Genomic DNA, 25509 nt, shown 5'->3' with positions numbered 1-25509 from the left:
GCGTACGGCGGCGGGCGGGGACGTGCGGCTGTGGCGTACGGCGCCGGGCGGGGACGTACGGCAGTGGCGTACGGCGGCGGGCGGGGCGGTCAGGGGCGGATGCGCTGCTCACTTTTGGCTAGGCCGTGGGCCGCACGGCAGGACATGCTCCGCTCGCCCTTGCCCACCGCTCGCCTTCGCCCCACGCGAGGGCCGCGGGTGTCAGAACGGGAGAAGAGACAGCCATGAGCCTTGCGTTCGCCGCCCCACCTCCTCTGAGCTCCCCTCAACTGCTGCTGTTCCTCGTACAGATCACGCTGCTCCTGGCAACCGCACTGGCGCTGGGGCGCCTCGCGCTGCGCTGCGGTCTGCCGACCGTGGTCGGTGAGCTGCTCACCGGTGTCCTGCTCGGCCCCACGGTCCTCGGCGCTCTCGCGCCCTCCGTGGCGGGGGCGCTGCTGCCCGTCGAAGCGGAACAGATGCATCTCCTGGACGCAGTAGGTCAGTTGGGTGTCCTTCTCCTGGTCGCCGTCGCCGGCGCCCACCTGGATACAGGGCTGCTGCGGCGACGCCGGGCCCGTGTCGCGCGCATCGGCCTCACCGGCCTCCTTGTGCCGCTCGGACTCGGCGTGGGCATCGGATTCCTGATGCCGCAGGAACTCCTGACCGGCCGGGTCGACCGTGTCACCTTCGCCCTCTTCGTGGGTGTCGCCCTGTCCGTGAGCGCCATCCCCGTCATCGCGAAGACGCTCTCCGACATGAAGCTGCTCCACCGGGACGTCGGGCAACTCACCCTGGCCTCCGCCGCGTTCGACGACTGCGCCGCCTGGTTCATGCTGTCGGTGGTCTCCGCCATGTCGGTCGGCGGTCTGCGGGCCGGCTCCGTGGCCATTTCCCTCGTCTCCCTCGTCGGTTTCACGCTGGTGCTGCTGACCGTCGGCCGGCCGGTGACCTCCGCGCTGCTGCGCCGCGCCGCACGCTCACCGGAAGCCGCGCCGACCGTGGCCGTGGTGGTCGTCCTCGTCCTGGGGTGTGCCGCGGCCAGCCAGGCGCTCGAACTGGAGCCGCTGCTCGGTGCGTTTCTCGTGGGCGTCCTGATCGGCAGACCCGGCGTGGTGGACCCGGCCCGCCTCGCGCCGCTGCGCACCCTCGTGCTCGGGGTGCTCGCACCGCTCTTCCTCGCCCTCGCCGGACTACGGATCGACCTGACCGCCCTGGTGGACCGGCAGGTGCTCCTTTTCGGCGGGGTGACCCTCTTGGTCGCGGTGGTGGGCAAGTTCGCGGGCGCCTATCTGGGTGCGCGGCTGAGCCGGATGTCGCACTGGGAGGGGTTCGCCATCGGGGCGGGCATGAACGCCCGCGGGGTGGTCGAAGTGGTCGTTGCCACCGCGGGGGTGCGGCTCGGTGTCCTGAGCAACGCCATGTACACGATCGTCGTCCTCATCGCGGTCTGCACCTCGGTCATGGCGCCTCCCCTGCTGCGCTGGTCCATGCGGCGGGTGGAACAGGGGGCCGAGGAGCGTCTGCGTGAGGAACGGCTGATGACCTGGTCCCCGGGGGCCGACGCGGTCGAGGGGATGCCCGCCGCGAACGGCGGGCCGGGCGCGGACCGGCGGGCCGGGGCCGTACAGAAATGAGCAGAAGCGGCAGCCGCCCGCCTTTAGCGTGACCCATTCGAACTCCGAGACTGGGGAGAAGACATGTCCGTATCTCTGGAAACCGAAATACCGGAAAAGGGAGGCCTCCCTCTTGCCTTCCGGCCGCCCCGGGACCAGACCTCCGTTCCGGAGGAGCAACTCCTGAACTCGGCGAACGCGGGGTTCCTGATCCACCGTGTGGGGCAGCTGAAATACGAATTCCGCGACGAGGGCCTCGATTTCTCGTCGGAGCTCGTCGAGCTGATCAACTCCAAGCAGGCCGGCCGCATCTCCATCTTCCACTTCGAGGAGCTCTTCGGCACCCACAACCGCCTGCACTGGCTGCTCCACCTCAAGCGTCCCGACGACTACGCCCGCATGCTCGACATGGTCGACCACAGCGACACCTGGCGCGATGTCTCGCAGCGCAACCGGCTGCCGCGCAAGGGCGGCGGCAACTGGGAGCGGATGTTCGTCGAGGGCAGCATGTCGGAGACGATCATCTGTCCCCAGCACGGACTGAGCGCCCACGACGACGCACCTCACGACGACGCACCTCACGAGGAAGCTCACCACGACGCTCACCACGGCGAAGGCCACGAGCACTCCGGCGACACCTTCCAGCCCGCCGCCCTGCACCAGACGACCCTTCCCCCCGAGCGGCTCCTCCACTCGGTCAACTCCGCACTGACCGTGCACCGCACCTTCCGTGTGCCGTACGCGCTCCGCGAGGAGGCCCGGGTCTTCGCCTTCGAGTGGTGCGGCTATGTCAACCAGGCCCTGGAAGGCCGGCTGACGGCCTTTCTGTACGAGGAGATGTGGGGCCACCAGGACACCCTGCACCTCCTCCTGCACGCCACGTCGCTCGACTCGTACCACCGGCTGCTCGAACTGGAGCGCACCGATGGGGGACTGCGCGCCCTGCGCGACTCGCAGCGGCTGCCGGAGCACTCGGGCGGCGCCGTCTGGCACAGCACCCTCATCGAGGGCAGCCAGCGCGACACCCTGTGGGTGCCGGTGCACCGGACCGCGAAGGCCGAGGGGACCGCGCCGTGAGCGCCGGCATCGAGGCCATCAACATCTACACCGGGCGGGCGGTGCTCGAAGCACGCACGCTGTTCGAGGAACGCGGCCTCGACACCGCCAGATTCGCCAACCTGATGATGCGCCAGAAGTCGGTGAACCTGCCCTGCGAGGACCCTGTCACCAACGCCGTCAACGCGGCCAAACCGCTGGTGGACGCGCTCACACCACAGGAGCGCGACAGCATCGAGGCGGTCGTGGTGGGCACGGAGTCCGGCCTCGACTTCGGCAAGCCGCTCAGCGCGTATGTGCACGACCGGCTCGGCCTGTCCAAGCGCTGCCGGTCCTTCGAGGTCAAGCACGCGTGCTACGGCGGCACCGCGGCCCTGCGCACCGGGCTCGGTCTGCTCGCGTCCTCGGCCGAGCCCGGTGCCAAGGCGCTGGTGATCGCCGCCGACGCAGGTGGCGAGGTCACGGACATGCCGTACTGGGAGCCCTCGCACGGAGCGGGGGCCGTGGCCATGCTCCTGGGTGACGATCCCGCCGTTCTCGCCCTCGACCACGGCGCGGTGGGTCTGCACAGCTTCGAGGTGATGGACACCTGCCGCCCGCGCGCCGATCTCGCCGCCGGCGACTCGGACGTGTCGCTGCTCGCCTATCTGGAGTGCCTGGAGTCGACGTTCGCCGACTACCGGGAGCGGGTCGAGGGCGCGGACCTGCTGACCACCTTCGACTTCCTGGCCTTCCACACCCCGTTCGCGGGCATGGTCAAGGGAGCCCACCGCCAACTCCTGCGCAAGGTCGCGGGGTCGGGTCCGGCCGAGATCGAGGAGGACTTCACACGCCGGCTCGCGCCCTCGCTCGAGTGGTGCGCCCGCATGGGCAACACCTATTCCGCCGGTCTCTACGTCGCGTTGTGCTCGCTCATCGAGAACGGCGACTTCACCGTGCCACGCAGGGTCGGTCTCTTCTCGTACGGTTCCGGCTGCACCTCCGAGTTCTTCAGCGGCGTCGTCACCCACCGGGCGCAGCAGCAGCTCGCCGAGGCGAAGACCGGAGCGGCCCTCGACGCACGGCTGCCGCTCACCTTCGCGCAGTACGAGACCCTCGCCGGCCACACCCGGCTCGCCATGGCGGGGGTCCGCGACCAGGTCTTCGACCACGCCCCGTACCGGGAGGTCTACGACACGGCCCTCGACGGCCAGGGCCTCCTCGTACTCGACCGGATCGAAGGCTTCCACCGCAGCTACCGATGGAGTTGACCATGTCACCGAGCGGTCAGGGCCCGCGGGCCGTCGAATTCCGGGCGCTGCGGCTCTCGCACGAACCGGCGATCCTGCGGGTCGCGCTGCACCGGCCGGAGCGCAGCAACAGCATCGACCCGACGATGATCGCCGAGCTCCACGAGGCGCTCGACATCGCCGAGGCGAGCGACGACTGCCGGCTCGTCGTCATCGAGGGCAGCGGCGGTGTGTTCTCGACCGGGATGGACCTCGTCGACGCAGGCGGCTCCGAACTCCCCGACGAAGCGTCGGCGCGCGAGGGTGCCGAGCGGTTCCTCGGGCTGCTCAAACGGTTCACGACCATCCCGCGGATCGTGGTGGCAAGCGTCGACGGGCAGGCCGCGGGCGGCGGGGTGGGCCTCGTCGCGGCCGCCGACTTCGTCTACGCGACCGAGCGCAGCCGGTTCAGTCTGCCGGAAGCGCTGTGGGGGCTGCTGCCGTGCTGCGTGGCACCGTTCCTCATCCGCAGGACCGGATTCCAGAAGGCGTACTCCATGACGCTGAGCACGCAGCCGGTGGACGCGCGACGTGCGGCCTCCTTCCACCTGGTCGACGAAGTGGCCGACGATCCCAAGGCGTTGGTGCGCCGGCTGGCCTTCCGCGCCTCAAAGCTCGACGGCCGCACGCTCGGCGACCTCAAGCGGTACTACCGGCAGCAGTGGTTCCTCACCGAGGAGCACGAGCGGGTCGCGGTCGGTGAGTTCGCCCGGCTGATCACCTCGGACGGTGTACGCGGCCGCCTCGAGGACTTCGCGCAGCACCAGCGACTGCCCTGGGAGGCCCGGCGATGACCGCAGGACTGCAGGAGGCGGCCGTCACCGGAGTCGTCAGAGCCGACGGCGCGTGGGTGTTCCCGGGCCAGGGCGCACAGCGCAAGGGGATGGGCGCGGAGCTCTTCGAGCGCCATGCGGGACTGCTTGCGGAGGCCGACGAGATCCTGGGCTTCTCCGTACGGGAACTCTGCCTGACCGACCCGCACCGGCAACTGGGCCTCACCCGCTACCTCCAGCCCGCGCTGTACGTGGTCAACGCCCTGGCTTGGCTCGACGCCCGCGAGGCGGGCTCCGCTCCCGGTCATCTCGCGGGGCACAGCCTCGGCGAGTACAACGCCCTGCTCGCCGCGGGCTGTTTCGACTTCGCCACCGGTCTGCGGCTGGTCGCCAGGCGTGGTGAGCTGATGGGCCGGGCCGAGGGCGGTGGCATGAGCGCCGTGGTCGGGCCGGGGGTGGGTGAGGTGCCGCGGCTGCTCGCCGAGGTGGGCGCCGACGACATCGACGTCGCGAACTACAACGGCCCCGAGCAGCTGGTGCTTTCGGGGCCCCTCGATTCGCTGAGCGCCTTCGCGAAGGTCGTGAAGGCGCGCAAGGCCGGCCGGTGCGTGCCGCTCGGTGTCAGCGCCGCCTTCCACTCACGCCATATGGCGCCGGCGGCCGAGGAGTTCGCCCGTTTCCTGCGCGACGTGGACTTCGCCGCACCGGGCATCCCCGTCATCGCCAACGTGACGGCCCGCCCGTACCCCGCCGACGGCGATGCGGTACGCGACCTGCTGTCCGCCCAGATCCGCAGCTCGGTCCGGTGGCGCGAGGTCATGGGATACCTGCGCGCCCACGGAGTGCGGGAGGTGACGGAACTGGGTCCGGGCACGGTCCTCACCGGCCTGTGGACCTCGTCCCGCGACGACCGGGGTGCTTGGCCTGGGGGCGGGGGACAGCTGGCGGCCGCGGGTCCGGGCACGGTGGCCGACTCCGCACCCGCACCCCCGGACGCACCCGCGCCCGCGGACTCGATTCGCACGCGCACGCTCGTACCCCCCACCCCGAATCTCACCCTGCGCATCACCCCTGAGCGGCTCGGATCCGTGGCCTTCAGGGAGGAGTACGGTGTGCGGTTCGCCTACGTCGCCGGCTCCATGTACAAGGGCGTGGGCTCCGCCGAGCTGGTGGCGCGGATGGGCAGGGCAGGGCTGCTCGGCTGCTTCGGGGCAGGCGGGCTGCGGCTCGAGCGGGTGGCCGAGGCGGTGCGGCTGCTGCGGCGCGAGCTCGGGCCCGAGGGCCGGTTCGGTATGAATCTGCTGCACGCGCTGGACGACCCGGCGCTGGAGGACGCGACCGTACGCCTCTACCTCGACCACGACGTCCGCCTCGTGGAGGCCGCCGGATTCACTCAGCTCACCCCCGCGTTGGTGCGCTACCGACTGTCCGGAGCACACCGGGACCGGCAGGGGCGCGCGGTGACCCCGCGACGGCTGATCGCCAAGGTCTCACGTCCCGAGGTGGCCGAGGCGTTCCTGCGCCCCGCGCCCGAGCCTCTGCTCCGCAGACTTGTCGAGGAGGGCGCGCTGACGCCGGCGGAGGCCGAAGTGGGGCGGGACCTTTCGATGGCCGGTGACCTGTGCGTCGAGGCCGACTCGGGCGGCCACACCGACGGCGGGGTCGCCCAGGTGCTGCTGCCCGCGATGCTCAGCCTGCGCCGCACGGTCGCCGCGCGGCACCCGGCCGCCCGGGACGTGCGGGTGGGCGCCGCGGGCGGGCTGGGCAGTCCGGAGAGCGTCGCCGCCGCGTTCGTACTCGGCGCGGACTTCGTGCTCACCGGCTCGGTCAACCAGTGCACCGTCCAGGCGGGCACCTCCGACCTGGTGAAGGACATGCTCGCCGGGGCGGACGTCCAGGATGTCGCCTACGCGCCCGCGGGTGACATGTTCGAGCTGGGTGCGCAGGTTCAAGTACTGCGCAAGGGAACGTTGTTCGCCGCAAGGGGCAACAAACTCCGCAAGCTGTACCGGCAGTTCGAAAGCCTGGACGCGCTCGATCCGGCAGTACGGCGCACCCTCGAGGAGTCCTGCTTCCGGCGCGGCCTCGACGAGGTGTGGGAGCTGACCCGGCGGCACTACCTCGATTCGGGCCGTCCGCATCTGGTCGAACAGGCCGAACGCGGCCCCAAGCAGCGCATGGCGCTGGTCTTCCGCTGGTACTTCGCCCACTCCACGCGAGCCGCCCTGGCCGGCGACGCCGCCGAGCGCGTCAACTTCCAGATCCACACCGGGCCCGCGATCGGCGCCTTCAACCGCTCCGTCAAGGGCACTGCCCTGGAGGACTGGCGCAATCGCGATGTCGACGCCATCGCCGCGTACTTGATGAAGGGCGCCGCCGAAACTTTGAGCGAACGCCTTTCCTTGCTCGCTCAATAGTGAGCTGCTGTCGTGCTCGCGGCGGAGTTGAATCCTGTTTGTCACCAGAGCGCTTATGCAATGCACCCACTGGTGAGTCCTGAGCGGGAATCCTTTACATCGAAAGAGATCGGAGTGCCGTGATGCCTGAATCCCCTGACCCGTTCGTGCTGCCCGTCGCACAACAGCAAACCTCCCTGCCGGGCACGGAAATCCTGCACTCCGGAAACTCCGGACTCATCGTCGAACGCACGGGTCAACTGCGGGCCGAATTCCGCAACGAGGGCCGGCAGTTCGCCCGTGATCTGTCCGAGTACATCAACACGAAGTACGTCGGTATCGCCTCGGTCTTCGTCTACGAGGAAACCTTCGGCACCAAGGACCGGCTGCACTGGCTCCTGCACATGGCCTCCCTCGACGCCTACGAAACCCTCGTCCAGATGGGCACGCAGGACGAGGGCTGGCGCGAAGTCATGTTCCGCAACCGCATCTCCGAGGAGAAGGGCGGCGGCTCCTGGGACCGGATGTTCCTCGACGGCGCCCTGCAGGAGACCGTGCTCATTCCGCAGAGCTTTGGTATGTACGGCACCTCGGACCAGGTGCCCGACACGCTGGTGGAGGGCGGCGAGGGCGAGCTCGCGAGGCTCGCGGTGCCCACCGCTCAGCACCAGGCGCCCGGGGAGACCCTCAACTCGACCACCTGTGGCCTCCTCATGCACCGCACGGGGGAGCTCAAGTACGCATTCCGCGCCGAGGGCAGGCAGTTCGCCCGCGCGCTCACCGAGAACTGGAACCGCACGCTCGGCGAGCACGGCTCGATCTTCCTCTACGAGGAGGCGTTCGGCCTGTCCGACCGCATCCACTGGTTCATCCACCTCAAGTCCCCGGCCTCGTACTACCACCTCATGGGCCTGCGCGCCCGCACGGACGACGCCGCCCGCGAGGTCTTCACCAAGCAGTGGATTCCCGCGGAGAAGGGCGGCGGCGGCTGGGAGCGCATGTTCGTCCAGAGCACCCTCCAGGACTTGGCCCTCACCCCGCAGCACTGGGGGATGTACGCGACCAAGGCCCGCGCCCAGGAAACCGACTGACACCGTCCGCGACCCACCGGTACCCGAGGGAGGCCTCATGCACTCCGGCAGGACTCTGCACGAGATATTCGAAGAGCGGGCGGCCCGGTTCCCCGACCGCACCGCCGTCAGCTGCGGCACCGAGCACCTGGACTACGCGACACTCGACGCCCGCGCCGATCGGCTCGCCCGCCGGATCGCCGGCACCCGGCAGGGTTCCGGCTCACTGATCGGGCTCTGCGCCGACCGCGGCATCGAGCTGATCGTCGGCCTGCTCGCGATCCTCAAGGCCGGGGCGGGCTATGTGCCCCTCGACCCCGGCTACCCCGCCGAGCGCCTCGACCACCTTCTTGCCGACACCCAGGTCGACCTGGTGCTCGCCCTGGACCGTACGGCATCGGCGGTGGCGTCGGCCGACGTCCCCGTGCTCCTGATCGACGGCCCGGACAGCGACACCGCACCGGACACCGCGCAGCCCTCCGTCGGGGCGGAGAGCCTCGCCTACGTCATCCACACCTCAGGCTCCACGGGCCTGCCCAAGGGCACCCTCGTCGAGCACCGCAACGTCGTCGCGCTCATGGAACAGGGCCGCGAGCTCTTCGGGTTCGACGAGAACGACGTGTGGACGCTTCTCCACTCCGTCAGCTTCGACTTCTCCGTCTGGGAGATCTGGGGCGCCCTGCTGCACGGCGGACGGCTTGTCGTGGTCCCCGCCGAGACCGCGCGTTCGCCGCGGCTGCTGCGCGAACTCCTGGTGGACAACGGTGTGACCGTCCTCAACCAGACCCCGTCGGCCTTCCGTGGCCTCGCCGCCGTCGAGGCCGAGCACGGTGGCGCCGAACTGCCGCTGCGTCTGGTCATGTTCGGCGGTGAACGGCTCGACGTGAAGCAACTTGGGCCCTGGCTCGCCGCCTACGGGGACGACCGGCCGCAGCTGGTGAACATGTACGGCATCACCGAGACGACCGTGCACGTCACCCACCGCCGTATCCGCACCGCCGACCTCGACGAACCCGACGCCTCGCCCATCGGGGTCCCGCTGCCCGGCGTACGGATCAAGCTCCTCGACGCGTCGGGCGAGCCGGTGGCGGACGGTGTGCAGGGGGAGATGTGGGTCGGCGGCACCGGCGTCGCCCGCGGCTATCTGCTCCGCCCGGAGCTGACCGAGGAGCGCTTTTGCACCCTGGACGACGGGGAGCGCTGGTACCGCTCGGGCGACCTCGCCAAGCGCACCGCCGACGGCGGGTACTGCTACCTGGGGCGCACGGACGATCAGGTCAAGATCCGCGGCTACCGGATCGAACCGGGAGAGATCGAGCGGCTCCTGAGCACTCACGCCGGCGTGACCACGGCCATCGTCACCCCCGAGGACCACGGTGAGGGCGATGTACGCATCCTCGCCTACCTGGTCCCGCCGCCGGGCACCGAGGTCTCGGCCGAGGCCGCCCGAACGCTGGCCGCGGAGCTGTCCGAGCTGGCCGCCCGCGCGCTGCCCGCGTACATGCACCCCTCCGCGTACCGCCTCGTGCCCGAGGTGCCGCTGACCCCGCAGGGCAAGGCCGACCGCCGCGCCCTCGATCTGCTCCCGTACGCAGAGGCTTTCCCGGCCGGCGGCCGGGGCGGCGAACTCACCGGCACGGGAGTCGAGATCATGCGCCTGGTGACCGAAGTGCTCGGCGGGAGCGACTGCCTGGGAAGCGACGACGACCTGTTCTCGGCCGGAGTCACCTCGCTGGCCTTCACCCGCATCATCGTGCTGGTGAACCGGCGCTACGGACTGACCCTGACCGGGGCCGAGCTGGAAGAAGCGACCGTGAACGGCCTGGCCGACTGCGTCGACGCGCAGACCGCCGGCCGGAAGTAGGAGGAGGACCATGACCACTCAGGACGACGTCAGCACCCGCACCGGCTTCTCGCTGACCCCACAGGAACTGGCCGATTTCCAGGAGCGCGGCTTCCACGGCCCGTTCAAGGTGTACGAGATCGAGGAGATGAAGGCGATATGGCGCCGTGAGCGCCTGCGCCTGATGGACCGCACCCATGCCGTCTACCAGGACGAGGCGGCCACCTCCGGCAACACCAACATCTCCAACTACGACCGCCACCTGGACAACGCCTTCCTGGCCGACCACATCGGCCGGTCCGAGATCACCCAGCGCGTCAACAGCGTGCTCGGACCCGATGTGCTCTGCTGGCGCAGCGAGTTCTTCCCCAAGTACCCCGGCGACGAGGGCACCGACTGGCATCAGGCGGACACTTTCGCCAACGCCTCCGGCAAACCGCAGATCGTCTGGCCCGACGAGGTCAAGGAGTTCGGCGGCACCATCACCGTGTGGACGGCCTTCACCGAGGCCAACGAGGAGACGGGCTGTCTGCAGTTCATCCCCGGCACCCACGAGCGGATGCGCTACGACGAGAACAAGCGCATGGAGTACCGCCCGGAGACCATCAACCAGGAGGCCAAGGAAGGCGTCCGCCGGGGGTTCTTCGGCTATGACTACCGGGAACTGCAGATCGACCCGGACTGGAAGCCGCAGGAGTCGGACGCGGTCTCGATGGTGATGCGTCCGGGCGAGGCGATCATGTTCTGGTCCACGCTCATGCACGCCTCGCTGCCGCATGCGGGACGCACCCAGGAGATGCGGCTCGGCTTCGCGGGCCGCTATGTCCCGACCGCCGTCCAGGTGTACCCCGGCACGGACGTGATCGACGAGTACGGCGGTGCCGTCTCCCTGGAGCGGTACGGGTCCGTGCTGGTGTCCGGTACCGCCGCGCCCCACAACCGCCTGGCCACCGAGACCACGACGGGACATCCCTTCCGTACGCCCTGACCGGCTCTGCCGCCCGCCCGACGAAGAGAGTGAGGACCGCGGGACATGCTCAGTGACGAGGCGCGAAGGGCGGTGACGGACGTCGCCCGCGCGATGCTGTCCGTCCGTCCCCTGGCACAGGCGCGCGGAGCCGTCTCCCGGCTCCCCACCGGACTGGAACCCGGCGAATCCGCAGCATGCGCCGAGGCCGTGCTCACTGCGGTCGCCGCGGAACTGGAGGTACCAGGACTGGAGTTCGGCCCACGCGGCGACGGCGCGGAGCAAAGCGTCTTCGAGCTGGTGATGGCCGAGCACCTCGACCTCGCGGCCCGTCTCGTGGTCCTCGGCCCCCTCACGGCCGGGGACCTGGCGGCCGCGGTGGCCGAGGCCCGCAAGGTGGCGGCGAAGGTGGCGGCCGAGAGCTTCGGCCGCCACCGCCGCCCCACCGACGCCGTCAGCGCCGACGGGGCGCGGCTGCAGGTGTACGAGGCCGGCGAGCCGGGCCGTCCCGCCGTGGTGCTCGCCTCCGCGTGCGGGATGCCCGCGGAACTGTGCGAGCCCTGGATCGAGCTCCTGGCGCGCGACCACCACGTGCTCACGTGGGAGAGCCGTGGACTCTTCGGCGCCGTAACGCAGTTCGACACCCTGGGCCACGACACCGCGGTGCAGGCCGCGGACGTGTTCGCGGTGATGGACCACTGCGGTGTCGAGCGGGCCCACGTGATGGGCTTCTGCGGGGGCAGCGTCATCGCCCTGGCCGCGGCCGCCGCCCGGCCGGAGCGGGTCACCTCGCTCAGCCTCTGGCACGGCGCGTACGAACTGGGCGGGGACTGCCCCAAGGCCGACCACCACCGCAACATGCAGGCGCTGATGGAGATGGCGGCGGGGGACCGGGACACGGCCGCCGGTGTGCAGTCCGTCTTCGTCCAAACGATGCTGGCCGGCCTGCCGCCCGGCACGGCGCACCTCGTGCTCTACCCGTACGCGACACCCGAACTGTTCTACCGCTACTGCCGGGTCAACGGCCCGATCACCGACATCGACGTACGCGGCATGCTCGCCGGTGTCCGTCAGCCCGTGCTCGTGGTCACCAGCGAGGACGACAGCACGGCCGATCCGGCGGGATCCCGCTGGGTCGCGGACCGGCTGCCCGGAGCGGAGCTCAGGGTCGAGCCGCACGGCGACCACATGTCCCTGTTCACCATGAGCGGCGCGGTCGGCGCGCTCGCCGTGGACTTTCTGGCCCGGGTGGAGAGCCCGCTCCAGGCAGCCGGCTGATCCCACGCCCGACAGGATCCGAGCCGCTCCCGTGCGGCCGTTCCCCTCACTTCCCCACCACAGAACAGGTGAAAGGCGATGAGCGAGACCTTGGAACGACCCACGGAGCCGGCCGACCGGATCGACGGCGACACCGGGATGACTCTGCGGCGCATCCTGACGGAGATCGTTCCGGATCTCACCGAGGACAAACTTGCCTCCTCGCTGCGGGACATCGGCTTCGGTTCCCTGCAGACCACCCGCCTCTGGGTCGAGTTGAAGCGCACCTTCGGCGTCGATCTGCCGCCGCGGTGGCTGGGTGGCGCCTCGCTCGGCGAACTCACCGCGCGGGTGACGGCCGAACGGACCGGCGACGCGCCGTCCCGGGCCGCGACCGCGGATCCGGGTGCGGAATCGACCACGACAGCGACCGCGGCCCCCAGCATGAATGCGCCGGCGACCGCGGCCCCCAGCATGAGTGCGTCGGCGACCGCGGCCGCCGAGCGCCATCAGCCGTTCCCGCTGACCCCGCTCCAGCAGGCCTACCTCGTCGCCAAGGACGAGGAGACGTCCGCCGATCCCGGCGGCTGCCACCTGTACCGGGAGCTGGCGGTCGCCGACCTCGACGCCGCACGGCTCGTCGCGGCCTGGCAGCGGCTCGTGGACCACCACGACATGCTGCGCACCGTCATCGACGAGGACGGCACCCAGCGCACACGCCGCGGGAACACACCCTGCGAGGTCGTCGTCCACGAGCTCACCGACGCCGACGAGGCGGCGTACCAGGAGCATGTTCTGGCGGTCCGCGCCCGTATGTCCCACCGCAACCACCTGCCGGGCACCTGGCCCCTGGCCACCGTGGAGGTGACCAGGGGACCGGGCGGTGACGGACTCGTGCACTTCGGCCTCGACACCCTCCTGACCGACGCACACGGCTACGCCCTGCTGCTGCAGCAGTGGCATCAGCTGTACGAGCACCCGGACCGTCCTCTGCCCGAGGCCGCCGCCACGGTCAGCGACTGCGTACGCGAACTCGCGGCCCTGCGTACCGGTTCCGCCCACCGGGCGGACCTCGACCACTGGGGTGCGAAGCTGGCGGAGCTGCCGCCCGGCCCCGCCCTCGTCATCGACCCCGCGACACCTCTTCGCGCGCCGCGCCGCCGCCCGCTGGACGGCAGCATCGACGCCGCCCAGTGGGCGGAACTCACCGCTCTGGCCGGACAGTGGGAGGTGTCGCCCACCTCCCTGGTCCTCGCCGTGTTCACCGAGACGCTGGCCCGGTGCGGGGCGCAGGACCCCTTCTCGTTCGCCGTCACCACCAGCGACCGCCCCCGGCTCGGTGCCGAAGCCGACCTCGTGGTCGGACCCTTCACGTCCACGGCCCTGCTGGTGGCCGACCCCACCACGGGGCAGCCGCTCGACGAGACGGCACAGGATCTGCACGAGCAGCTGTGGGACGCGCTGCGCCACGGCGGGGTCTCGGGCATCGAGGTACTGCGCGAGCTGCGGACCCGCTCGGGTGCACAACCACCCTCCCCGGCCGTGGTGTTCACCAGCCTGCTCGGCGTCGGTCCGGGCGACGGGGTGGCCGGCGGATTCGGCGCGGACATCACGTACGGCGTGAGCCAGACCTCCGGGATCGCTCTCGACCACCAGATGTGGGAGCAGGACGGCGCGCTGCGTTTCCGCTGGGACGTGGTCGACGGCCGGTTCGCGCCCGGCGCCGTGGACACCGCCTTCGCGGCCTTCACCAACCAGCTCGCCGTCTGCGCGACGGAGCCTGCCGGGCGACGGTCCCCGGGCGAGCTGCAGCAGGCCTACATCGTGTCCCGCTACGGTGCGTCGGCCGACCCCGCGACCGCACAGGGCTGTCAGTGCTACCAGAGCTTCCACGTCGACGACCTCGACCCGGACCGGCTCGCCACCGCCCTGCTGCGCCTGGCCGACGGCTACGAGGTGCTGCGTACCGGCATCGGACACGACGGCCTCCTGGAGATACGCGACCGGCTGCCCGCGCGCTGGCACATCCCGGTCATCGACCTGCGCGGGAACCGGGACGCGGAGGCGGTACGGGAGTCGCTGCGCGACGAGATGGCCGGCCGGCCCTTCCCGATCGGCCGCTGGCCGCACTTCGACCTGCGGGTCACCCGCGACACGGACCGCGCCTTCACCGTCCACTGCGCCTTCGACCTGGTGCTCGCCGACGCACCCAGCATCCATCGCCTCTTCCGTGAACTCCTGCGCCTGTACGCCGACCCCGCCGCCACCGCACACCCCGTGGCGGTCCACGCCTACACCGAGGCGGAAACCGCCGCCGCGTCCGCGTACTGGAAGCAGCGCCTCGCGTCCGTCCCCGCGGGTCCCGTGCTGCCGGCGGGGCCCGGCGGCGAGCGGCGCGTGGTACGCCGCTCCGGGACGCTCGGCGGCTGGCGCCGGCTCTCCGCGCTCGCCGCGCGCGAGGGCCTTGACGCCGACCATCTGCTGCTCGCCTGCCTCGACGAGGCGCTGGCCGAGGACTGCCCCGACCCCTACGCGCTGGCCGTCGTGCTCTGGCCGCAGGAGCCGGAGGCGGCGCGGCCCGGAGAGCACTCCCTGCTCAGCTGGCTGCCCGCCGCCGACTCCGCGCTGCCGCGCCTGCGCCGCGCCGTCCACTACCGCGATCTCGCCCGCCGCGACCTCTGCGCGTCAGCGTCCGGAGCCCTGGTCGAGCTGCGCCGCCGAGGGCCCGGGAGCGGCAGCACCGAACTGCCGTACCCGGTCGTCTACACGGGCGCCGTCGACATGACGGCGTACCCGCTGCCCGACGGCGTACGCCGGGGACCCTGGCTGACCAGCACACCGGGCTGCTCCGTCGACTGCATCTCGGTGATCGAGGACGACGAGCTGCGGTACTGCTGGGACGTCGTCACCGCTGATCTCTCCGAGGAACTCCTCGACCGCCTCTTCGGGCGCTTCGAGCGCGCGGTCGCGGCCGTCGCCGAGGACCTCGGGGCCTCTCGTGGTGACGAACTGTCCGCAGAGGAAAGGGAGTTGGTTCTCCGTACGTGGAACGACACCGAGGTTCCGTCGGCCGGGGCCGACCCGCTGCACCTGCTCCTCGAGGATCAGGCGCGCCTCAACCCCCAGGCGGTGGCGCTGCGTTGGAGCGGCGGCACGATGACGTTCGGGGAGCTCGACCGGTACGCGGACAGGATCGCGCACCATGTGCGGGCACACGGGCACGCGGGCCCCGGGAGCGCCGTGGGCGTGCGGATCCGCCGCGGCCCGGACATGGTGGCCGCCGTGTACGGGGTGCTCAAGGCCCGCGCGGCGTATGTGCCCGTGGAGCCCTGGCTGCCCGCCGCACGCGCGTCCGAGATCCTCGGCCTCGCCGGCACGTCGCTCGTGCTGACCACCTCGCACACCGAAGGGTGGGAGGCTCCGGACGGCGTGGCTTTCCTGGAGGTCGACGGGCTCGACGAGTACGACGGGCGCGAAGGCGAGGCCCGGCCGGTGGCTTCCGTGGACGGGGCGGACACCGCGTACGTCCTGTTCACCTCCGGCAGCACCGGAACCCCCAAGGGGGTGGCCGTACCGCACCGGGCCGTACGCAATCTGCTCGCCTGGGCCCACCGCACCTTCGACTTCGGCCCGCACGACGTCGGCCTGGCCGTCACCTCCCTCGGCTTCGACCTCTCCGTGTTCGACCTGTTCGGCGTGCTCGGCCGGGGCGGGAGCCTCTACATCGCCGACGAGGAACAGCAGCGCGACCCCGAGCTGCTCCTGGACGTGCTGCTCGACGAACCGATCACGTTCTGGAACTCCGCACCCACCACCCTCGCCCAGGTCGCCGAGGGCTTCGGCCGATGTCCCGGCCATCCGGGAGCGGGCCGACTGCGACGGGTGTTCCTCAGCGGGGACTTCATCCCGCTCTCGCTGCCCGACCGGGTGCGTACGGCCTTCCCCGGCGCCGAGGTCGTCAGCCTCGGCGGCCCCACCGAAACCACCGTCTGGTCGGTCTGGCACCGCATCGGGGAGGTGGACAAGGACTGGCGCAGCATCCCGTACGGCAAACCCATCGACAACACCCGGCACTACGTCCTGGACGACGCGCTCCAGCCCTGTCCGGTCGGCCGCGAAGGGGAGCTCCATACGGCGGGTGCCTGTCTGGCCAACGGATTTGTGGGCAGCCCCTGGCTGACCGGGGAGCGCTTCCTGCCCGACCCGTTCGCCACGCAACCCGGTGAACGGATGTACCGCACAGGCGACCGGGCCGCCTGGCAGCCGGACGGCACGCTGCGCATCATCGGGCGCACCGACCATCAGGTCAAAGTCCGCGGGTTCCGGGTTGAACTCGGCGAGATCGAGCACCAGTTGCGCGGGCACGAGGGAGTGCGGGACGCAGTGGTGATCGCCCGGCCGGACGGCGACGACCGCAAACTCGTCGCGTACGTCGTGGCGGACCGTGAGCACCCGCCCACCGCCGTCGACCTGCGCCGCCACGCGAGCGAGACCCTGGCGCCGTACATGGTCCCCAACGCCGTCGTCTTCCTCGCGGCGTTCCCGGCCACCTCCCACGGCAAGCTCGACCGCGACGCCCTGCCGTGGCCGCCGCCCGCAGGCTCCGGGGAGCCGCCCGAGACACCCGAGCCGGCGGTCTCCGTGGCTCCTGGGGCGCCCGTCGTGGACGCGGTGGAGATCGCGGGGATCGTGGCCGAAGTGCTCGCTCTCGCGTCTCTCGACCCCGAGGCGGACGTGTGGGACGCCGGCGCGACCTCCTTCACCATGGTGCAGCTGTCGGTCGCGCTCAAGCGGCGCTTCGGGCGGCGGGTCCCGGTCGCCGCGCTGGTCTCGGCACCCACTCCCGCGGGCATCGCCAAGTTCCTCTCCGGTGGTACGGATCAGGCGACTGAGCCACGTCGTGGGAGCAGCGGACCGGACGCCGTCCCCAGCGCCGAGCCGCAGGGCCAGGAGCCGTCCGCCCAAGGGTCCGTTGCCTCCGTACGGACCATGAACACCCCCGGCCCCGTCGACCTGTTCTCTCCGGAAGAACGTGACGCCTTCAAGCAGGGCGCCTGGAACCTGCGTGCGACCGGTCCGGGGGAGCAGACAGTGCCCCTGCCCCGTACCGGGATCGCGCAGGAGTACTACACACGCCGCTCCAGCCGGCGCGAGTTCCTCGACCGCCCGGTCGACCGTGCCTCGCTGTCCCGGCTTCTCGAACTGCTCGCCGAGGCCCACGCCGGAGGCCGCGAGGTGTTCCTGTACCCCTCGGCAGGAGAGACGTACGCCGTCCAGACCTACCTCCACGTCAAGCCAGGGGCCGTGGACGGACTCGCCGAGGGCGTCTACTACTACCAGCCGCGTGAGCACGCCCTGCACCTCGTCAACGCCACGCCGACGATCGACCGATCGATCCACTTCTACTACAACCGCCCGGTGTTCGACCGGGCCGGACTCGGTCTCTACCTGATCGGTCAGCGGCACGGGATCGCCCCGCTCTACGAGGACGTCGCCGATCACTTCCTGACCCTGGAAGCCGGCTACATGGGGCAGTTGCTCCTGACGGGGCAGGCTGCGTCCGGGATCGGCATCTGCCCGATCGGCACCCTCACCTTCGACGACATCCGCGACCAGTTCGGCCTCGACGAGGGGCACGTGTTCCTGCACTCCTTCCTCGCGGGCGCCGTCGCGCCGGTGGCGGAGGGGCCGAACGCGCCCTCGCTGCAGTACGCGTCGCCCGGACCACGTACAGAGGTGCCGGCAGCACCCGACGCCTCGTTCGCCCCCGCGGCCCGGACCACCCAGGACGCTTCACCTGCGCCGGCTGCGACAGGCGCCGCCGTGGTGGGTGTCGGCTGCCGGCTGCCCGGGGCCGAAAGCCCCGAGCAGCTGTGGCACAACCTGCGTGCGGGACACACCGCCATCGGGCCCGTGCCCACGCACCGCGGGGCCGAGCTGGGCGACGCCCCACCCGGTGGCTACCTCGACGACACGACGTCCTTCGACAGCCTCCGTTTCGGGATCTCGCCCGCCGAGGCGGAGCTTCTCGACCCGCAACTGCGGCTACTGCTGCACTCCGTGGCCGACTGCCTCGACGACGCGGGGCACACCCCGCAGTCGCTGCACCGTGAGGCCGGCCGGGTCGGTGTGTTCGTCGGCGTGATGTGGCAGGACCACCAGATCGCCGGCAGCGACGAGTGGTCGGCCGGTGGCGAGGCCCGCATTTCGGCGCTCGCCGCGGACATCCCCAACCGCATCTCCCACGTCTTCGACTTCGACGGCCCCAGCCTGGCCGTCAACACGTCCTGCTCCTCCTCCCTCACGGCACTGCACCTGGCCACCGAGAGCCTGCTGCGGGGCGAGTGCGACGCGGCGGTGGTCGCCGCGGTGAACCTTGTCTCGCACCCGTACCATCTGCGCCTGCTCACCGAAGCCGGACTGCTCGCCGCGGACGGCGACCCGCGGATCCTCGGCGAGGACGCGGCCGGATGGGCGCCCGGTGAGGGTGCGGCCGCGGTCCTGCTGCGGCGTGCGGACGGCGCGCACCGCGACCGGGTCCGCGGTGTGGTGGAGACGACCGCGCTCGGGCACCCGGGCCGCACCCCGCGCTTCGGGACGCCCGACGCCGACCGGCTCGCGGACTCCCTGCGGCGCCTGCTGCACACCGCGGGCCTCCAGGCGGCCGACATCGGGTACGCCGAGTGCGCGAGCGCCGGAGCCGCACTCTCCGACGCGGCCGAACTCGACGCGCTGGGCGCGGTGTTCGCGCACGGCGGGCTGCGGGCCGGCACCGTCAAGCCCAATCTCGGGCACCTGGAGGCGGCCTCCGGGCTGTCCCAGCTCATCAAGGTGCTGCTGCAGCTGGAACACGAGGAGTTCGCTCCCACACGGGTCGCGGCCCGGCGCTCCCCGCTCATCGACTGGGACGACCTGCCCATCGAGTTCGTGGACCGCGCACAGGCCTGGCCCGCCCCCGAGGGGGGAGGGCCGCGCAGGGCCCTGGTCAACGCGGTCGGTGCCGGCGGCTCGTACGCCCATGCGGTGATCCGCGCCGCCGAGCCGGCCCCACCCTGCGGCCGCCCCCACCCCAAGCCCCTTCAGCAGGCGGTGGTCCTCTCCGGTGCGACCAGGCAGGAACTCGCCGATTCCGCGGCCGCGTTGCGTGCGTGCACGGCGCGGTGGGCCACGGGGCAGACACCGCCGCGCCTGGCACACGTGGCGTTCACGCTGCAGACCGGACGCCGCACCCTCGCACACCGGCTGGCCGTGCTGTGCCGCGATTACGGTGAACTCACCGACGCGCTCGACGCGTTCCTCGCGGGGCAGCCGCACCCGGCGCTCACCGTGGGCACGGCGGCGGAGCGCGGCGGCCCCGCCTGTGCACCGCAACCCCTCGACGCCGCCGTCACGTTGTGGACCGCGGGGCACTGTGTGGACTGGCACGAGGCCTGGGGGCCGCAGGCCCGCCGGATCGCTCTGCCGCTTCCCCCGCGTGCGGGACATCCGGTGGCACGCCCCGTCACGTCCGGCCGGCGACCGGCCGCGCCCGACGGGCCTGGTGGGCGGGAGACGCCGTACGGGCCTGCGGGACAGGAGACGCCGGACGGCCGCGCACAGGAGGCCGGCGGGGGCCGACCGGCCGCAGTGGACTATGTCCGCGCCGCCTACGCGGAGGCTTCCGGGATCGCCCGCGCGGACCTGGACGCCCACACGCCGCTGGAACGGTACGGGCTCAGCTCCTACGTGGTGGCACGCCTGAACAGCCGCCTGGAGCAGGACTTCGCCGCCCCTGTGTCACGGACGCTGTGCTACGCGCACGGCGACCTCGCCTCGATCGCGGCCGAACTGGAGAACCGGCCGGACGCCCCCTGGGCGGGCGGCGCGAGGGGCCCGCTCACCGGTACGGGGCCCGCACAGCCGTTGTCGGCCGACGAGGTGACGCAGCCCGTCGGGGAGGATTCCCCCGCCGCCAGCACCCGCCACGCCAGCACCCACCACACAAGCACCCACCACACAAGCACCCACCACACAGGTGACGCCGACGCCATCGCCGTCATCGGAGTCGCGGGACGGTACCCGCAGGCCCGGAACGTCGAGGAGTTCTGGCGGAACCTGGAACAGGGCCGCGACTGCGTGACCGAGCTCCCGGCGGTGCGACGGTTGCCGGGCTGGCCCGACGGGCTGATGTGGGGCGGCTTCCTCGACGACGTCGACCGCTTCGACCCGCTCCTGTTCCGGATCACCCCGCGCGACGCGACCCTGATGGACCCTCAGGAGCGGCAGTTCCTCGAAGTCGCCTGGGAGACCTTGGAGGACGCGGGGTACTCCCGCAGCAGGCTGCAACGTCAACATGACGCCCAGGTAGGCGTGTTCGTCGGCTGCATGTACAACGAATACCCCTATCTGGCGGTGGAGCGCGCGGCGCTCACCGGCGGCACGGACGACGCGGGCGCCTGCCCCGCGGGGATCGCCAACCGGGTCTCGTACGTCTTCGGCCTGCAGGGCCCCAGCATGGCCGTGGACACCATGTGCTCCTCATCCCTGACCGCGGTCCACCTGGCGGTGGAGAGCCTGCGGCGTGAGGAGTGCGAGGTGGCGCTGGCGGGCGGCGTGAACCTTTCCCTGCACCCGCACAAGTACCGCCAGCAGGCCCGCCTGCAGATGGCGTCGAAGGACCACCGCTGCCGCAGCTTCGGTGCGGGGGGCGACGGGTTCGTACCCGGCGAGGGTGTGGGTGCGGTGCTGCTCAAGCCGCTGGCCCGGGCACTCGCCGACGGGGACCGCATCCACGCGGTGATCCGCTCCACAGCCGTCAATCACGGCGGCCGCAGCAACGGCTACATGGTGCCGAGTCCCGTCTCCCAGGGAGATCTTGTCTCGGCCGCGCTGCGCCGCGCGGGTGTGGCGCAGCAGACGATCGGATACCTCGAAGCACACGGTACGGGAACGGAGTTGGGCGACCCGGTAGAGATCGACGGCCTGAGCCGGGCGTTCGGCGACCTGCCGCAGGGCTCCTGCGCCCTGGGAAGTGTGAAGTCCCAGATCGGCCACCTGGAGGGCGCGGCCGGTATCGCGGGCCTGACCAAGGTGCTGCTGCAGCTGAGGCACCGCAGGTTCGCACCCTCGCTGCACGCGGAGCGGCTCAACCCGAATATCGACTGGGCGCGCAGCCCCTTCACCGTGCAGCGCGAGTCGGCAACCTGGCCGGCCCCGCCGGGCGGCGGCCCGCGCCGGGCCGGGATCAGCTCGTTCGGGGCGGGAGGCGCCGGGGCTCATGTGGTCCTGGAGGAGTTCGTGCCCGGGGAAGCCCCGGCGGCCGAGGCCGCAGGCCCACGGCTTGTGGTGCTCTCGGCCCATGACGAGCAGCGGCTGACGGAGCTGGCAGGCCGCCTTGCCGGCCGGCTCACGGACGACGCGGTGCTCGCCGACGTCGCGTACACCCTGCAAGTGGGCCGTGAGGAGCAGCGCGAGCGGTTCGCCGTGGTGGTGTCCACCGTGGGTGAGCTGCGCGCTGTGCTGGCGGACTTCGCCGGGGGGGTACGGGGCCGAGTGCTGAGCGGCCGGGCCTCGGCCGGTGCGGCGGGCCCTGAACTCCCGTTCCCTGGCGGGTCTTCTCTGGAGGAGCTCGGCCGGCACTGGGTGACGGGCGGTCGGGTCGACTGGGACCTGCTCGCCCGCACCTGCCCGGGCCGGCTCACCTCGCTGCCGTCCTATCCGTTCGCGGCGGGCCGCTATTGGCTGCCCACGGGGACGCCCGCTGGTCCTTCCGGGCCCGTCGCACCCGCCCCCGCCAAGCCCGGCGCCGGACCCGTACAGGCACTGGACGCCGGACCCGCGCAGGCCCTGGACGCAGCACCCGCGCAGGCACCGGACGCAGCACCCGCGCAGGCACCGGACGCCGGACCCGCGCAGGCGCCCGGCGCCGGGCCCACCCCCCATGTCGTCCTCCACCACAAGACCTGGGTGCCCGTGCCGGAGCCACAGGAACGGAGCACGGGTGGAGCGATTGTCTGCCTGTACCGGGCCGAAGCCGTGGATGCCGCAAGGGCGTTGGCGGAGCGGCTCGGCGCCGGGAACGTCCACCTCGTACTGGAAGGCGGAGCCCCGGAAGGGCGTACGCCCGGCTTCTACGACGAACAGTCCGCCGCGGAAGTGCTCGACCGGCTCCTCGACCGGCACGAGGACCTGCGCGGCCTGGTCGACCTGTGCGATCTGGCCGCACCGGGCGCGGACCCGGTGCCGTGGCCGGCCCGCATCGTGGCCCTGCAGCGCCTGATCGCCCGGCGTCCGGGCACGGAGCTGCGGATCCTCCTCGCCACCCGCGGCCTCATCGGGCCCACCACCGACGACAGCACCCTCTTCGGAGCCGAACAGGCCGCTTTCGTACGGATGCTGAGTGCCGAGCATCGCAAAGTCCACGCGACCGTCCTCGACCTCCCTCTCGGGGCCGACCGGCCGCGCGCCGCCGCGGACTCGATCGCCAAGGAGTACGCGAGCCAGGACGGCCACACCGAACTCGCCCTGCGCGACGGCGTGCGGCTGCGCCCCCGCCTCGAACCCCTCGCCGCGCCGAGCGACGCACCGCTGCGGCTCGACCCGCGCGGGGTCTACGTGGTCAGCGGAGGCACCGGCGCCATCGGGGCTCTGACGGCCCAGCGCCTGGTGGAGCGCGGTGCGCGCAAACTCGCACTCCTCGGGACCCGTGAGCTTCCCGCGCGCCACCTGTGGACGCGGCGGGACGAGGCAACCGCGGGTCTTGTCGACCAGGTCCGTGCGCTGGAGCGCGCCGGAGCCCAAGTCATGGTGTACGGCGGTTCGTTGACGGATCGTACGGCTCTGGACCGCTTCCTCGATTCCGTACGCAAAGGGCTTGGCGACCTGCGCGGCGTCATCCACTGCGCGGGAGTGCCCTCGGTGGGCCGGCCGCCCTTCGTCCACAAGACCCCCGAGGAGCTGCGTGCGGCCTTCGGGCCCAAGGCGGACGGAGCGCGGGCGCTCGCCGAGGCCTGCGCGCACGACCCGCTCTCCTTCTTCGTTCTGGCGTCCTCGGCGTCCGGCCTCGTACCGCGGCTCGGTGCCGGAGTGAGTGACTACGCGGCCGCCAACGCCTACCTCGATCTCTTTGCCGGGCATCACGTGCGCACCGGGCACACCGGGTTCTGCTCGGTGAACTGGCCCAGTTGGCGCGAGGCGGGCATGGGGGTGCGTCTTGCGGACGCCTGCGCTCCAGCCGGACTCGGCTCCCTGGACAACGCGCAGGCACTGCACGTCCTCGAACAGGTCCTGCTCCTGGCGCAGCGCCCCGGCAACGAGATCGCCCAGGTCGTGCCCGTAGCACCGCTGCCCGGATTCAACCCCGACCACATCTTCGCCCCGGCACAGCACCGGACTCCCCAACAGCCCCCACAGCCCCCACAGCCCCAACGGGCCCAGCCGACCCACGGGTCGAACGCGGCCCAAGTGGCCCGCGGGCCGGAAGCACCAGCCTCCGCAACCAAGGAGAATGAGCCCTTGCACGCCTCGACTTCCGGCCCCTCGCCCTGGCTGATGGGGCTGTTCTCCGCGGAGCTCGGCATTGCGCCCGCCGACCTGGACCCGACCGCCCTCTTCGGCGAACTCGGCGTCGAGTCGGTCATGCTGGGCGAACTGGTGCAGCGCATCGAGCAGGTGACCGGCCGCGATCTGGACCCCTCGTTGCTTCTGCGCCACCCGACGATCGAGCAGTTGGACGCCGAACTCGCCGGGTGGGCTCCGCAGGCCGCGGCGGAGAACGTCCCGCAGCCCACCGAAGGGCCGGCGCCGGCCGAGTCACGCCCGCCCGCGACGGACGGCCGTATCGCCGTCATCGGTCTGGAGTGCGCCTTCCCCGGCGCCCCTGACGCGGCCGCCTTCTGGAGCGCTCTGGCCGCCGGTGACTGCGCGGTCACCGAGGTGCCGCGGTCACGCTGGGACCACCGCGGCCTGTACGACCCGGTGCACCGCCCGGGACGTACCGTCAGCAAGTGGGGTGGCTTCCTCGAAGACATCGAGGACTTCGACGCCACGTACTTCGGGCTCACGGACGAGGAGGCGGACTGCCTCGACCCGGCGGTACGGCTGGTTCTGGAGACCTCGGTGCGCTGCATACGCGACGCCGGATACCAGGACGCCGAACTGCGCGGCCGCGATGTGGGTGTCTTCGTCGGGGCCCGGATGTCGCACTACTCCGCGCGCGCCGGAGTGCGCTCCGGCCCGGCCGGCCTCGGCGGTGACCAGAACTTCGTGGCCGCCCGGGTGGCCCACCACTTCGACTTCCACGGACCCAACGTGGTGCTCGACAGCGCCTGCTCCTCGGCGCTGCTCGCCGTACAGGCGGCCTGCCGCAGCCTGCTCGCGGGCGAGTCGGAGTACGCGCTGGCAGGCGGCGTCGACGTACTGCTCGACGAACAGCCGTACCTCGAGTTCAGCGCGGCCCGCGCTCTGTCGCCCTCCGGCCGGTGCGCCACCTTCGACCACGCCGCCGACGGGTTCGTGCCCGGCGAAGGCTGCGGCCTGATCCTGCTCAAGCCGCTGGCGCGGGCCCTTGCCGACGGCGACCGGATCCGCGCGGTCGTGGACGCGGTCGCCGTGAACAACGACGGCCGCACCATGGGCCTCACCACACCGAACCCCGATGCCCAGTCCCGCGTGATCCGCAGTGCCCTGCGCATGAGCGGACGCACGGCCGACGACATCGGCCTGGTGGAGGCGCACGGCACCGGCACGATGATCGGTGACCCGATGGAACTGCGTGCCCTGACCGACGTGTTCAGGGAGAGCACCGTACGCAGCGGCTACTGCGCCATCGGGAGCGTCAAGACGAACATCGGGCATCTGCTCAGCGCGGCCGGCATCTCGGGGCTCATCAAGGCCGTCCTCGCGATCGAGAACCGAACGATCCCGGCGACCCTGTTCTGCGAACGCCCCAACCCGCGCTTCGACTTCGCCGCTTCCCCCTTCTTCCCCTGCACCGAGGCACGCCCCTGGGAAACGGATGGCCGCCCACGGGTCGCGGGAGTGAGCGCCTTCGGGCTCGGCGGCACCAACGCACACGCCGTCGTCAGCGAACTCGACGCCCGGCTGCGTACGGTGCGGCCGACCCGGGCCCCGCTGCCGCCACCGCAGTTCAGCCGCCGCCGCCACTGGCTGGAACGCACCGCCGGCGAAGGCTCCGACTCCCCGGAACACTCCGCCCCGGCCGCGCGCTCCGTCGTCCCGCAGCCCACGGCGCGCCGTGCCCCTTCCACCTCATTGCTCGCACTCGACTTCCGCCCAGTCCGCTGA

At 71.6% G+C, this 25509-nt stretch carries 10 protein-coding genes; all 10 read left to right on the top strand.

The window, feature by feature from the left end:
- The first annotated feature begins 224 nt into the window (after positions 1-224).
- The 10 genes from AB0D18_RS29365 to AB0D18_RS29320 all read left to right on the top strand — a co-directional run bounded on the left by AB0D18_RS29365 (position 225) and on the right by AB0D18_RS29320 (position 25509).
- The gene (locus tag AB0D18_RS29365; protein WP_362425014.1) at positions 225-1616 is read left to right on the top strand and encodes a cation:proton antiporter; all 1392 of its coding nucleotides are present in this window, start codon (positions 225-227) and stop codon (positions 1614-1616) included.
- Positions 1617-1679: 63 nt separating this feature from the next.
- Positions 1680-2672 (top strand): DUF6039 family protein, encoded by a 993-nt coding sequence (locus tag AB0D18_RS29360; RefSeq protein ID WP_362425012.1) that lies wholly within the window; start codon positions 1680-1682, stop codon positions 2670-2672.
- Positions 2669-3901, top strand: coding sequence for a hydroxymethylglutaryl-CoA synthase (locus tag AB0D18_RS29355; protein ID WP_362425009.1), 1233 nt, complete (start codon positions 2669-2671; stop codon positions 3899-3901). The genes AB0D18_RS29360 and AB0D18_RS29355 overlap by 4 nt, the downstream gene beginning before the upstream one ends.
- Positions 3902-3903: 2 nt before the next feature.
- Positions 3904-4713 carry an enoyl-CoA hydratase-related protein gene (locus AB0D18_RS29350; RefSeq protein ID WP_362425006.1) on the top strand — a complete coding sequence of 270 codons (810 nt, stop codon included), beginning with the start codon at positions 3904-3906 and terminating at the stop codon, positions 4711-4713.
- Positions 4710-7109 (top strand): ACP S-malonyltransferase, encoded by a 2400-nt coding sequence (gene fabD / locus AB0D18_RS29345; protein WP_362425003.1) that lies wholly within the window; start codon positions 4710-4712, stop codon positions 7107-7109. Before AB0D18_RS29350 ends, fabD begins: the two co-directional genes overlap by 4 nt.
- 122 nt (positions 7110-7231) lie before the next feature.
- Positions 7232-8179, top strand: coding sequence for a DUF6039 family protein (locus AB0D18_RS29340; protein WP_362425000.1), 948 nt, complete (start codon positions 7232-7234; stop codon positions 8177-8179).
- A gap of 37 nt (positions 8180-8216) precedes the next feature.
- A complete protein-coding gene (locus AB0D18_RS29335; protein WP_362424997.1) occupies positions 8217-10022 on the top strand; it encodes an amino acid adenylation domain-containing protein in 1806 nt (601 codons plus the stop codon).
- A gap of 10 nt (positions 10023-10032) precedes the next feature.
- Positions 10033-10989, top strand: coding sequence for a chlorinating enzyme (locus AB0D18_RS29330; RefSeq protein ID WP_362424995.1), 957 nt, complete (start codon positions 10033-10035; stop codon positions 10987-10989).
- Positions 10990-11034: 45 nt separating this feature from the next.
- A complete protein-coding gene (locus tag AB0D18_RS29325; RefSeq protein WP_362424992.1) occupies positions 11035-12246 on the top strand; it encodes an alpha/beta hydrolase in 1212 nt (403 codons plus the stop codon).
- Positions 12247-12324: 78 nt separating this feature from the next.
- Positions 12325-25509 (top strand): amino acid adenylation domain-containing protein, encoded by a 13185-nt coding sequence (locus tag AB0D18_RS29320; RefSeq protein WP_362424989.1) that lies wholly within the window; start codon positions 12325-12327, stop codon positions 25507-25509.

The sequence above is a fragment of the Streptomyces sp. NPDC048442 genome (assembly GCF_040651475.1).
Lineage (GTDB): Bacteria > Actinomycetota > Actinomycetes > Streptomycetales > Streptomycetaceae > Streptomyces.
Note: the sequence above shows the minus strand (reverse complement) of the source record. Positions and strands in the feature narration are given on the sequence as shown.